The organism is Endozoicomonas sp. ISHI1, from assembly GCF_024606225.1.
In the GTDB taxonomy this organism is placed as follows: Bacteria; Pseudomonadota; Gammaproteobacteria; order Pseudomonadales; family Endozoicomonadaceae; genus Endozoicomonas_A.
In genome coordinates, this window is the sequence record NZ_JAGRPU010000071.1 from 1 (window position 1) to 14,751 (window position 14,751).

Consider the following 14,751-nt stretch of genomic DNA (forward strand, 5'->3'; position numbering starts at 1 on the left):
AAAGCAAATATAAAGTACGAACTCAATCAGGAAGAGCTGGAAAAAGCGCAAACCCTGATAGAGATATGCAAGAAAAAAAACATCACTGTAAAGCCGACTTTTTATAAGCTACTTGGTTTCGTAGAGAAAAAGTCTTTTAATGACTTCTTCGATAATGCCGCCGCTTTTTTTGGGCACCTTTCTGAAAACTTCAAAAACACAGGCATGCTGACCAGCATGCTAAATAATAGAAAAAAATATATCCGTAGTTTTGCAGAACGTAGCCAGAGTGAACTCGAATACTTAGCGAGCCTGGATGCACTGACTTCCTTATCATCCATGAACAAAAGCAAAGGTGTGCCCACACATATGGAAGTGAACGCCGTACTGGGCTGGCCAGAATGGAAAAACAAGGATGGCGAGTTCAATATGGAACTGTTCCGCTCTTTCTCGTCCATAAATAATGGTCATGGCGTACCTGAACATGAGGTCGTGAAAGAGATGCTTGGCTGGCCTGAGTGGCGCGACAAACGTGGCAAGTTCAGTATGGAGCTGTTCCGAGCCTTCTCATCCATGAATCATGGCAGAGGCATACCCAAACGTGAGGAAGTGAAAGAGATGCTGGACTGGCCGGAATGGAAAGACAAGAACGGCGGGTTCAGTATGGAATTGTTCCGCGCTTTCTCGTCCATGAATAGCAGCAAAGGCATGCTTGAGCATGACGAACTGAAAAAGGTGCTGAGCTGGCCGGAATGGAAAGACACGAATGGCGAGTTCAATATAGAGCTGTTCCGCGCTTTCTCATCCATGAATAGTGGCAAAGGAATGCTCAAACACGAGGAAGTGAAAGAGGTACTGTGCTGGTCTGAATGGAAAGACAAGGATGGCAAGTTCAATATGGAGCTGTTTCGCGCCTTCTCGTCCATGAATAATACCAGAGGCATGCTCAAAAACGAGGAAGTGAAAGAGATGCTGGACTGGCCTGAATGGAAAGACAAGAATGGCGAGTTCAGTATGGAGCGGTTCCGTTCCTTCTCGTCCATGAACCATGGCCAAGGCATACTCAAACATGAGCAAGTGAAAAAGGTGCTGGGCTGGTCGGAATGGAAAGACAAGGATGGCCAGTTCAGCATGGAGCTGTTCCGCTCCTTCTCGTCTATGAATAGTGGCAAAGGCATGCTCAAACATGAGCAAGTGAAAGAGGTGATGAGCTGGCCTGAATGGAAAGACAAGGATGGCGTGTTCAGCATGGAGCTGTTCCGCACCTTCTCATCCATGAATAATGGCAAAGGCATGCTCAAACATGAGAAAGTGAAAGAGGTGCTGGGCTGGCCGGAATGGAAAGACAAGAATGGCAAGTTCAGTATGTGGCTGTTCCGCTCCCTCTCGTCTATGAACCGCAGCAAAGGTATGCTCAAACATGTGCAAGTGAAAGAGGTGCTGGGGTGGCCGGAATGGAGAGACAAGAATGATGAGTTCAATATGGAGCGGTTTCGTTCCTTCTCGTCCATGAATAATGGCCAAGGCATGCTCAAACGTGAGGAAGTGAGAGAGGTGCTGAGCTGGCCGGAATGGAAAGACATGGATGATGAGTTCAGTATGGAGTTTTTCCGTTCCTTCTCGTCCATGAATCATGGCCAGGGCATACTAAAACATGAGGAAGTGAAAGAGGTGCTGGGCTGGCCGGAATGGAAAGACAAGGATAACGAGTTCAATATGCCGCTGTTCCGAGCCTTCTCGTCCATGAATAATGGCGGAGGCATGCTAAAACATGATGAAGTGAGAGAGCTGCTGAACTGGCCGGAATGGAAAGACAAGGATGGCGAGTTCAACATGGCGCTGTTCCGCTCCTTTTCGTCTATGAATCATTGCAAAGGCATACCCAAACATGAGGAAGTGAAAGCAGTGCTGGGCTGGCCGGAATGGAAGGACAAGTATGGTGAATTCAATATGGAGCTGTTCCGCTCCTTCTCGTCTATGAATGTTAGCAAAGGCATGCCCAAACATGAGGAAGTGAAAGCAGTGCTGGGCTGGCCGGAATGGAAGGACAAGGATGGCGAGTTCAATATGAAGTTGTTCCGCGCTTTTTCGTCCATGAATAATGGCCAGGGCTTGCCCAAACATGCGTCAGTGAAAAAAGTGCTGGGCTGGACGGGTTTCCCGGAGGCACCCAATCGTTGGCTACTGCAAATCATGACCAGGCTCTGGACGCCAAAAGGGCTACCTGCTACTGAGGTGCTGCAACATCAGGAAACACAACTGAAACAATTGCTGTTTACAGAATTTACCGGAGAACATAGCAACCCGGATAATGAAGCAAATGAGAAATACAATAGCGATTCAGAGGATGAAGAAGACGACCAATACAATCGCCAGATAAAAACTGTCGTTCTTTACCTTTCCACCCTTAAGCCAGACTGGTCACTAAAATGGACGGTTTTAAAACAATTCTGCCAATTCCATAAAAAGTCTAAAACAGTTCCGATGCTGGAATCATTGATAGGGCTTTTATCTTCTTCCGGAGGGAAAAGCGTCGAGCGCTACCTTCAGGCTAGTCAACTGGATCGGCATTTTTTGTGGCGTCATTCAATGAAAGCCGTGCCATTGCGCGTGTTAAATAAAGCCATGTTTCTGTGTGCTTCCGATGAAGACAGGGAGCGTTTTGTCTATTTTTTCAAGCGGCTGAAGTCATTGCCAGATAAAAGACAGTGGGAGCAGTACTCAACACGGATTCAACGATTGTCCGGGCTGCTGAAACTCGACTATATGCAAAGGCTCTACCTGGAAATCCTGCAACCCTTAACAAAGGATGATCAGCTGCGTTTTCTGGATGCCAGCCATGCCCGGGCTGTATTCGAGCTGTTTCCCTCGTTGAGTGCCCTGCAAAAACTCAGCAAAGAACACTCCTCCCAATGGTTAAAACGGCTGCTTGAAGCCTGCCTCCAGCTAAAAACCCATGACATCACCAAAGAAGGCATCCAGATACTCTTTGAAGCGCTACTCAAAACCCATAGCCTGCTTCCCCGGGATAACGATATCCCCAATCACTTTCTGTCCGGGATGCGCACAACTGATAACAACAAAGTTGAAATACCTGTCTCTGAACTCATTCCATCAGGAGAACAGCTGGCCCTGAGTTATATCGCTGTGCTGATGCAGAACCTCAACGAGATGTCTTTTACTGTCAAAGGGCATTGGCTTGAGGTTGAGGCGATGGGTGACGGTGTTCAGATCTATCGCTACCCAATGCCACGGCTGAAAATACAGGATGAAACAATAGAAATCAGCAACTGGTCAGAGGAACAGTTCAGGATTTTTTTGAAAATCACTGGGGTGTCTGAACACTATTATTTGACAGCAGAACAATGGCAAAAGCGCTTAAACCCGCATAATCCGATATACATCCAAAGACACGAAGCCAGATTAACCGCAGGCAAAGCGCTGAAGGCTAAAGGTACGGTTGAAGCAGCCCCCTTTAACCCTTTACCTGTTCATGTTCTGGTTACCCTGATCAAAACAGGAATGGCCATCAAGCCCGTCGCCTGGAAATCCCTTGACCATCACAAAGAGAGACTGCCTGAATCCTTGCTTGGCAAACTGAAAGAAAGAATGGAAACATCAGGTACAGAATGCCCCGATGAGATTAAAGAATCGCTGTCCCAATACCTGGATCACGTCCAATCCAGTTCAGCTGAAGCCTGTGAGCTGGATTCACAAAGCGTTAACCCACCAGACGACAAACGAGAAAAACAGGCGTTTGGACGTTTATGGCTAAAGCTAAATCAGTCAGAAGTTTTTTGCATCGAAATAATGACATTACTGGACGAGTACAGGGATGAAATGGAGCTTAGGCATATAGTGGCCACCCTTAAAAAAGCCAAAGTCGATATCCCTAACCACATATTGGAAGGATGGAGGCAACTGGCAAGCAGCGAAATAAAGCGGTTAAAAATGCAAGACCCATTATTATCAGAGATTGATCCTGATGTTTATCAAAGTTGTCAGGAATTAGAGTTGCTTGATCTTCGCTAACTCCGTTCATGGCACAATGGCCAATGCGCTGCTATACATTGGTGCAAATAGCAAAGGTCAATCAATGAGCCTGGGTCTATGCGACGCCCACAAAAAAACAAAGCTATCTGCTCGATAGTCCGATCGCTGCTTCTGTTAGTGACAATAATGTTCCCGGAGTCGCTGCCTGCAGTGGAATTAGTCGGCTCAAGCCCGCTACCAGCGCATTTCTTGTATGACGACAGGTTGGCTGGACCTGAACTGCCCGGCCCCCTTCAGGTTGGATTTATGCAACTCGCACACAGTTTTCTGGAGCTGCTGCCAAATAACAGTCCTCTTGAGTCTCTCCAATTGCCTCTCCTACCCCTTTTGGTCAATAAAGCAAACACGCCGCATTGACCTGATGGTTATGTCTCCCAAAGCCTCAGAGCACCCTTCCACTGGGCTGATCCCTATGGGCGCTGCCGGGGGAGATGATGGCAATAAGCCACCTGACGGAAACAACTGTAATCCTGACCCGGAGTTCCAGTCTCACCCTTCCCATGTTCTTTCCCCTATTCAAAAATGCCTGCAACAAAAAAGGCAACTGCTTCGAATGTTACGAATCAAACGACTATGGGCTACTGTGACGGGTCAAACCACTCTGGCCCGGATATTGTCAGACCGGATCATGGTGATTGAAGCAGATCTTCTTGATCTGGAAACGTCAGACCCTGCTACGATTCAACCGGGGCTGATTCAGGCATGGCTGGCAGAGAATGGCCAGGAACTCAGTGTTTACCGTGAGATCGCTGCTGGCAACTATTCTGGCCGACAGGCAGGTACCGGGGAAAACAATCCATCCTCACGAACGACCAAAGCAGCAACGACCGTAAAAACTGGTCAGACCGGCCAGATGAGTGGATCTGCTGCCCGTAACCAGGGAACTGGTTCGACAGGCGGCAGTGGTAGTGGAGATGATGACCCACTGAAACCCTCAGCTGGGCAGGATGCCAGAAATCCGATGGTAACTTGTTCAAAATGTGACAAGGCACTGAATCGACAGGAATTAAGACGTGTAGCCAATGAGGAATCAGCTTCAGCATTTTTATGCAGCAAGTGCCTGTCGGGCACCAACAGAAATAAAAGAGCAAAACGAATCCGGGAAGAAACAGAGCCGGATTTATCAGAACCTGTTCTGAAAAAAAAGAAGGGCCCGGGTAGAAAGAGAAATAATTTAACAGCAGCTGCTAATGCACCACCGGCCAAAAAAAAGAAACCGGCAGACACTCAGATTACCGATGACCCATTGGAAAAAGTAAAAGCAAATATCAAGTACGAACTCAATCAGGAAGAGCTGGAAAAAGCGCAAACCCTGATGGAGGTATTCAAGAAAAAAAACATCACTGTAAAGCCGACTTTTTATAAGCTGCTTGGTTTCATAAAGAGAAAGTCGTTTAACAGCTTCTTCGACAGTGCCGCCGCTTTTTTTGGGCACCTTTCTGAAAACTTTAAAAACACAGGCATACTGACCGGCATGCTAAATAATACAAAAAAACATATCCGTAGTTTTGCCGAACGTAGCCAGAGTGAACTCGAATATTTAGCGAGTTTGGATTTATTGACTTCTTTCTCATCCATGAATAGTAACAAGGGTGTGCCCACACATAAGGAAGTGAACGCCATACTGGGCTGGCCAGAATGGAAAAACAAGGATGGCGAGTTCAATATGGAACTGTTCCGCTCTTTCTCGTCCATGAATAATGGCCAGGGTTTACTCAAACATGAGGAAGTCAAAAAGTTGCTGGGCTGGCCGGAATGGAAAGACAGGCATGGCAAGTTCAGTATGGAGTTGTTACGCGCCTTCTCGTCCATGAATCATGGTAGAGGAATGCTGAAACATGGGAAAGTGAAAGCAGTGTTGTGTTGGCCGGAATGGAAAGACAAGAACGGCGAGTTCAGTATGGAATTGTTCCGCGCTTTCTCGTCCATGAATAGCAGCAAAGGCATGCTCAGACATGAAAAAGTGAAAGAGGTGCTAAGCTGGCCAGAATGGAAAGATAGGGATGGCGAATTCAATATGGAGTTGTTCCGCTCCTTCTCATCCATGAATAATGGCAAAGGCGTGCCCGAATATGATGAAGTGAAAGAGATACTGGGCTGGCCGGAATGGAAAGACAAGGATGGCGTGTTCAGTATGCTACTGTTCCGAGCCTTCTCGTCCATGAATCATGGCCAGAGCATACTCAAACATGAGGAAGTGAAAGAGGTGCTGAACTGGCCAGAATGGAGAGACAAGAATGGAGAGTTCAATATGCTACTGTTCCGAGCCTTCTCGTCCATGAATAGTAGCAAAGGCACACTCAAACATAAAAAAGTGAAAGAGGTGCTGAACTGGCCAGAATGGAGAGACAAGGATGGTGAGTTCAGTATAAAGTTGTTCCGATCTTTTTCATCCATGAATAATCGCCAAGGCATGCCCAAGCATGAGCCAGTGAAAAAAGTGATAGGTTGGATAAGCTGTGGAGGTGCACCCAATCACCTGCTCCTGCAAATGATGAACAGGCTCTGGAAATCAGAAGGGCTACCTGCCATTGAAGCGCTGCAACATCAGGAAACACAACTGAAACAGTGGCTATTAAATGAATTTGCTAAAGACAACAGTGATTCAGAGAGTGACGAGGTCCACGAATACGATAGCGATTCAGAGGATCAAGAGGATGACAAATTCAATCGCCAGATAAAAACAGTTGCTCTTTATCTTTCCACCTCCAGGCCAGACTGGTCACTCAACTGGGCGGTTTTAAAACAGTTTCATCAATTCCATGCAAAGACTAAAACCGTTCTGATGCTGGAATCATTGATAAGACTTCTGTCTTCTTATGGAGGAAAAGGCGTCGAGCGCTACCTTAAGTTTGATCAACAGGACCGGGATTTTTTGTTGTGTCATTCGGTTAAAGCCGTGCCTTTGAACGTGTTAAGTAAGGCAATAGCTCTGTTTTCTGCCAATGAATCCAGAGGGCGTTTTGTCTATTTTGCCAAGCGGCTGAAATCATTGCCGGATAAGAGCCAATGGGAACAGCATTCAGCCCGGTTGCAGCAATTATCGGGAGTGCTGAAATACGACTATATGAAAAGACTCTACTGGGAACTCCTGCAACCCTTAACAAAAGATGACCAGTTGCGTTTTCTGGACGCCAGCCATGCTCAGGCTGTATTCGACCTGCTTCCCTCCTTGGGCGCTCTGCATAAACTCAGCAAAGAGCATTCCTCCCAATGGTTAAAACGGCTACTTGAAGCCTGCCTTCAACTAAAAAACCATGACATTACCAAAGAAGGCATCCAGATAATCTTTGAGGCGCTACTAAACACCCATAGCCTTCTGCCCCTGGATCAAGATATCCCCGAGCACTTTCTGTCCGGCATGCGAACAACCGGCAACAACACCGTTGAGATACCTGTCTCCGGACTTATCCCATCAGGAGAACAGCTGGCCCTGAGTTATATCGCTGTGCTGATGCGAAATCTCAACGAGATGTCCTTTACCGTTAAAAGACACTGGCTTGAGGTTGAGGTGCCGGGTGACGGTGTTCACATCTATCGCTATCCTATGCCACAGCTGAAAATACAGGATGAAACAATAGCAATCAGCAACTGGTCAGAGGAGCAGTTCAGAATTTTTTTGAAAATCACAGAGGTGTCTGAACACTATTATTTGACAGCAGATCAATGGCAAAAGCACTTAAACCCGGATGACCCGGTATACATCCAAAGACGCGAAGCCAGACTGGACGCAAACAAAGCGCTGAAGGCTAAAGATGCTGTTGAAGTAGCCCCATTTAATCCTTTACCTGTCCATGTTCTGGCTACCCTGATCAAAAGGGGAATGGCCATCAAACCCGTCGCCTGGAAGTCCCTTGACCATCACAAAGAGAGACTGCCTGAATCCTTGCTTGGCAAACTGAAAGAAAGAATGGAAACATCAGGCACAGAATGTCCCGATGAGGTTAAAGAATCGCTGTTCCGGTACCTGGAAAACGTTCAATCCAGGGAAGCTGAAGCCTCTGAGCCGGTCAGTGAGCCGGAACCACAAAACGTTAACCCGCCAGACGACAAACAAGAAAAAAAGGCGTTTGGCAGTTTATGGTTAAAGCTCGACCAGACAGAAGTTTTTAGCACCGAAATACTGAACTTACTGGACGATTATGGCGATGAAATGGAGCTTATGCACACAGTGACCGTCCTTAAAAAAGCCAAAATCGATATCGATAACCGCATACTCGAAGGATGGAGGCAACGGGCATGCAGTAAAATAGAACGGCTCAAAAGGCGAGACCCTTTATTATTGGACATTGCTGAAGATGTTTATCAGAGCTGTCAGGAATTAGAGTTACTTGATGGGTGTGGGAGTATTTTCTAAAAAGACCTGTATCGTCTGATGATGGCTTCTGAAAACAAGCTTTTCGCCAATTCCCTCCATGGCAAGCTCGCCAGTTCGGTGCTATACAGTCAGACGCAAACATCAATAAATGGGGTTGAGCCTTATGTCAGATGACGTACGAATTTAGCCCAATAGCGAATGGATTCACAGACGCTGATTTTCTAGGTCTGAATCTATGAGACGCTTAGAACAAAACAAAATTTTCTACTCAGTAGTCCGATCGCTGCTTCTGCTAGTGACGATAATGTTCGGGGAGTCGCTACCTGCAGCGGGACTCGTCGGCTCAAGCCCGCTGCCAGCCCATTTCTTGTATGCCGGTAAATTAGCTGAACCTGAACCGCCCGATCCTCTTCGAGGGCATCACAACACTCTGGTTCCCATGCTCTTAGGCCCTGAAAGTCGCAGCCGAGAGAACGAGTTGTTGCTCCTGCCCTTCTGGCCAATGAAGCCAACCCACCACATTAATCTGTTGGCTATATCCCCTGAAGCCCCAGAGCCCGAGCCCGAACTCTCCCTTGTTCTTGCCCCCATTCAAAAATGCCTGCAACAAAAAAGGCAACTGCTTCGAATGTTACGAATCAAACGACTATGGGCTACTGTGACGGGTCAAACCACTCTGCCCCGGATATTGTCAGACCGGATCATGGTGATTGAAGCAGATCTTCTTGATCTGGAAACGTCAGACCCTGCTACGATTCAACCGGGGCTGATTCAGGCATGGCTGGCAGAGAATGGCCAGGAACTCAGTGTTTACCGTGAGATCGCTGCTGGCAAATATTCTGGCCGACAGGCGGGTACCGGGGAAAACAATCAACCTTCCCGAACAACCAAATCAACAACGACCGCAAGAACGAGCCAGACCGGCCAGATGAGTGGATCTGCTGCCCGTAACCAGAAAACTGGTTCGACAGGCGGCAGTGGTAGTGGAGATGATGACCCACTGAAACCCTCAGCTGGGCAGGATGCCAGAAATCCGATGGTAACTTGTTCAAAATGTGACAAGGCACTGAATCGACAGGAATTAAGACGTGTAGCCAATGAGGAATCAGCTTCAGCGTTGTTATGCAACAATTGCCTGTCGGGCACTCACGGTGAAAAAAGAGCAAAACGAATCCGGGAAGAAACAGAGCCGGATTTATCAGAACCTGTTCAGAAAAAAAAGAAGGGCTCGGGTAGAAAGAGAAATAATTTAACAGCAGCTGCTAATGCACCACCGGCCAAAAAAAAGAAACCGGCAGACACTCAGATTACCGATGACCCATTGGAAAAAGTAAAAGCAAATATAAAGTACGAACTCAATCAGGAAGAGCTGGAAAAAGTGCAAACCCTGATGGAGGTATTCAAGAAAAAAAACATCACTGTAAAGCCGACTTTTTATAAACTTCTTGGTTTCGTAGAGAGAAGGTCTTTTAATGGTTTCTTCGATAATGCCGCCGCTTTTTTTGGGCACCTTTCTGATAACTTCAAAAATACAGGCATGCTGACCGGCATGCTAAATAATACAAAAAGATATATCCGAAGTTTTGCAGAACGTAGCCAGAGTGAACTCGAATATTTAGCGAGTCTGGATGCACTGACTTCCCTATCATCCATGAACAAAAGCAAAGGTGTGCCCACACATATGGAAGTGAACGCCATACTGGGCTGGCCAGAATGGAAAAACAAGGATGGCGAGTTCAATATGGAACTGTTCCGCTCTTTCTCGTCCACAAATAATGGTCATGGCGTACCTGAACATGAGGACGTGAAAGAGATGCTTGGCTGGCCTGAGTGGCGCGACAAACGTGGCAAGTTCAGTACGGAGCTGTTCCGCGCCTTCTCATCCATGAATCATGGCAGAGGCATGCCCAAACGTGAGGAAGTGAAAGAGATGCTGGACTGGCCGGAATGGAAAGACAAGAACGGCGAGTTCAGTATGGAACTGTTCCGCGCTTTCTCGTCCATGAATAACGGCAAAGGCATGCTTAAACATGAAGAAGTGATAGGTGTGCTGGGTTGGCCGGAATGGAAAGACCAAAATAACGAGTTCAATAGCGAGCTTTTTCGCGCCTTCTCGTCCATGAATCATGGTAGAGGCTTACTCAACCATGAGACAGTGGTAGACGTGCTTGGCTGGCCTGAATGGAAAGACAAGAATGGCGAGTTCAGTATGGAGCGGTTCCGTTCCTTCTCGTCCATGAATCATTGCCAAGGCATGCTCAAACATGAGGAAGTGAAAGAGGTGCTGGATTGGCCAGAATGGAAAGACAAGAATGGCGAGTTCAATATGCCACTGTTCCGAGCCTTCTCGTCCATGAATGGTGGCAAAGGCATGCTCAAACATAAAAAAGTGAAAGAGGTGCTGGGCTGGCCGGAATGGAAAGACAAGGACGGCGAGTTCAGTCTGGCGCTGTTTCGCGCCTTCTCGTCCATGAATCATAGCAAAGGCATGCTCAAACATCAGGAAATGAGAGAAGTGCTGGGCTGGCCGGAATGGAAAGACAAGAATGGTAAATTCACCATAGAGCTTTTTCGCGCCTTCTCGTCCATGAATAATAGCCAGGGTGTGCTCAGGCATGAGGAAGTAAAAAATGTGCTGGGCTGGCCGGAATGGAGAGACAAGGATGATGAGTTCAATATGGAGCTGTTCCGTTCCTTCTCGTCCATGAATAATGCCCAAGGCATGCTCAAACGTGAGGAAGTGAGAGAGGTGCTGGGCTGGCCGGAATGGAAAGACAAGAATGATGAGTTCAGTATGGAGTGGTTCCGTTCCTTCTCGTCCATGAATCATGGTCAGGGCATACTAAAACATGAGGAAGTGAAAGAGGTGCTGGACTGGCCAGAATGGAAAGACAAGGATGACGAGTTCAATATGCCGCTGTTCCGGGCCTTCGCGTCCATGAATAGTAGCAAAGGCATACTCAAATATGAGGAAGTGCAAGAGGTGCTGGGCTGGCCGGAATGGCAAAACAAGGATGGTGAATTCAATATGGAGCTGTTCCGCGCTTTCTCGTCCATGAATAATAACAAAGGCATACCCAAACATGAGGAAGTGAAAGAGGTGCTGAACTGGCCGGAATGGAAGCACAAGAATGGCAAGCTCAATATGAAGTTGTTCCGTACTTTTTCGTCTATGAATCATCGCCATGGCTTGCCCAAACATGAGCCTGTGAAAAAAGTGCTGGGCTGGATAGGTGACTACGGGGCCTCCAATCATTGGCTACTGCAAATTATGACCAGGCTCTGGAAATCAGCAGGGCTTCCTGCGGTTGAAGTACTGCAACATCAGGAAAGGCAACTGAAAGAATCGCTGTTTACAGAATTTACCGGAGAGCATAGCAACCCGGGTAATAAAGGAGATGACGAATACAATAGTGATTCAGAGGATGAAGGGGATAACAAATACAATCGCCAGATAAAAACGGTCGCTCTATATCTTTCCACCCTTAAGCCAGACTGGTCATTAAACTGGACGGTTTTAAAACAATTCTGCCAATTCCATAAAAAGTCTAAAACAGTTCCGATGCTGGAATCATTGATAGGGCTTTTATCTTCTTCCGGAGGGAAAAGCGTCGAGCGCTACCTTCAGGCTAATCAACTGGATCGGCATTTTTTGTGGCGTCATTCAATGAAAGCCGTGCCATTGCATGTGTTAAATAGAGCCATGTTTCTGTGTGCTTCCGATAAAGACAGGGAGCGTTTTGTTTATTTTGTCAAACGGCTGAAGTCATTGCCGAACAGAGGATTATGGGAGCAATACTCAGCCCGGTTGCAACCATTGTCGGAGCTGCTGAAACTCGACTATATGCAAAGGCTCTACCTGGAAATCCTGCAACCCTTAACAAAGGATGATCAGCTGCGTTTTCTGGATGCCAGCCATGCCCGGGCTGTATTCGAGCTCTTTCCCTCGTTGAGTGCCCTGCAAAAACTCAGCGAAGAGCACTCCTCCCAATATTTAAAACAGCTGCTTGAAGCCTGCCTCCAACTAAAAACCCATGACATCAGCAAAGAAGGCATCCAGATACTGTTTGAAGCGCTACTCAAAACCCATAGCCTTCTTCCCCGGGATAACGATATCCCCGAACACTTTCTGTCCGGGATGCGCACAACTGATAACAACAACGTTGAAATACCTGTCTCTGAACTCATTCCATCAGGAGAACAGCTGGCCCTGAGTTATATCGCTTTGCTGATGCAGAACCTCAACGAGATGTCTTTTACTGTCAAAGGGCACTGGCTTGAGATTGAGGCGATGGCTGACGGTGTTCAGATCTATCGCTATCCCGTGCCACAGCTACAAATAAAGGATGAAAAAATAGAAATCAGCAACTGGTCAGAGGAGCAGTTAAGAATTTTTTTGAAAATCACTGATATGCCTGAACACTATTATTTGACAGCAGAGGATTGGCAAAAACGTTTAAACCCGGGTGACCCGGTATACATCCAAAGACACGAAGCCAGACTAGCCGAAAACAAAACTCTGAAGGCTAAAGGTGCGGTTGAAGCAGCCCCCTTTAATCCTTTACCTGTTCATGTTCTGGCTACTCTGATCAAAAGAGGAGTGGCCATCAAACCCGTCGCCTGGAGGTCCCTTGACCATCATAAAGAGAGACTGCCTGAATCCTTGCTTGGCAAACTGAAAGAAAGAATGGAAACATCAGGCACAGAATGCCCCGATGAGGTAAAAGAATCACTGTCCCAATATCTGGAAAACGTTCAATCCAGGGAAACTGAAGCCTCTGAGCCGGTCAGTGAGCCGGAACCACAAAGCGTTAACCCGCCAGGTGACAAACGAGAAAAACAGCCGTTTGGCAGTTTATGGTCAAAGCTCAACCAGGCAGAAGTTTTTAGCACCGAAATACTGACATTACTGGACGAGTATTGGGATGAAATGGAGCTTATGCATATAGTGACCGTCCTTAAAAAAGCCAAAATCAATATCTCTGACCACATACTGGAAGGATGGATACAACGGGCATTCAGCGAAATAAAGCGGTTAAAAAGGCTAGACCCTTTATTATTAGAGATTGATTCTGATGTTTATCAGAGCTGTCAGGAATTAGAGTTACTTGACGGGTGTGGGAGTATTTTCTAAAAAGACCTTTGTCGTCTGATTAAGATTTCTGTCAGACAAACCCAATCCTTTAAAAAACACGCTGTTCACCAACTCCGTTCATGGCGCACAAGCCAGTGCGATGCTATACAGTCTCGTGCAAACGTCAATCAATGCGCCTGAGTCTATGGGACGCCCACAAAAAAACAACACTATCTGCCCGATAGTCCGATCGCTGCTTCTGTTAGTGACAATAATGTTCCGGGAGTCCCTGCCTGCAGTGGAATTAGTCGGCTTAAGCCCGCTACCAGCGCATTTCTTGTATGACGACAGGTTGGCTGGACCTGAACTGCCCGGCCCCCTTCAGGTTGGGTTTATGCAACTCGCCCTCCATTTGCTTCAGCTGCTGCCAAATAACAGTCCTCCCGCGTCTCTCCAATTGCCTCCCCTGCCCGTTTGGCCAATGAAGCAAACACGCCGCATTGACCTGATGGTTATGTCTCCCGAAGCCTCAGAGCACCCTTCCACTGCGCTGTTCACCACGAGCGCTGCCGGGGGAGATGATGGCGATAAACCACCTGACGAAAACAACTGGAATCCTGATCCGGAGCCCGAGCCTAACCTCTCCCTTGTTCTTGCCCCTGTTCAAAAATGCCTGCAACAAAAAAGGCAACTGATTCGGATGCTACTAATCAAACGACTATGGGCTACTGTTACGAGCCAAACCACGCTGGCCCGGATATTGTCAGACCGGATCATGGTGATTGAAGCAGATCTTCTTGATCTGGAAACGTCAGATCCGGCAACGATGCATCCGGGACTGATTCAGACATGGCTGGCAGAGAATGGTCAGGAACTCAGTGTTTACCGTGAGATCGCTGCTGGCAAATATTCTGGCCGACAGTCGGCTACCAGGAAAAAGAATCCATCCTCCCGAACGACCAAAGCATCATCGACCGCAACAACGAGTCAGACCGGCCAGATGAGCGGATCTGCTGCCCGTAAACAGGGAGCCGATTCGACAAACGGCAGCAGTCGTGAAGATAAAGACCCGCTGGAACCTTCAGCTGAACAGGATACCGGAAGTTCTACTGTCACTTGTTTCAAGTGCAACAAGGCACTGAATACACAGGAATTAAGGCGAATAACCAATGAGGCAACTGCCTCCGTGATTTTATGCAACAAGTGCCTTTCGGACAATCAGAGTAAAAAAAGAGCAAAACGAATCCGGAAAGAAACAAAGCCGGATTCATCAGAACCGGCCCAGAAAAAAAAGAAGGGCCCGGGTAGAAAGAGAAATAATACTGAA

4 protein-coding genes are annotated in these 14,751 nt (G+C 47.3%); all 4 read left to right on the plus strand.

Annotated features, from left to right (window positions below):
• On the plus strand, positions 1–4,011 hold a 4,011-nt coding region (locus KBW69_RS22550; protein WP_257282377.1), incomplete at its 5' end, for a hypothetical protein.
• Between the two features lie 316 nt (positions 4,012–4,327).
• Positions 4,328–8,389, plus strand: coding sequence for a hypothetical protein (locus tag KBW69_RS22555; protein ID WP_257282378.1), 4,062 nt, complete (start codon positions 4,328–4,330; stop codon positions 8,387–8,389).
• 589 nt (positions 8,390–8,978) lie between these two features.
• Positions 8,979–13,484 carry a hypothetical protein gene (locus tag KBW69_RS22560; protein ID WP_257282379.1) on the plus strand — a complete coding sequence of 1,502 codons (4,506 nt, stop codon included), beginning with the start codon at positions 8,979–8,981 and terminating at the stop codon, positions 13,482–13,484.
• A gap of 334 nt (positions 13,485–13,818) precedes the next feature.
• Positions 13,819–14,751 (plus strand): hypothetical protein (locus tag KBW69_RS22565; protein WP_257282380.1); only part of this gene is annotated, 933 nt, incomplete at its 3' end.

Coding starts and splice junctions, on each gene's coding strand:
- KBW69_RS22560 (WP_257282379.1), top strand. CDS start 8,979: ATGTTACGAATCAAACGACTATGGGCTACTGTGACGGGTCAAACCACT.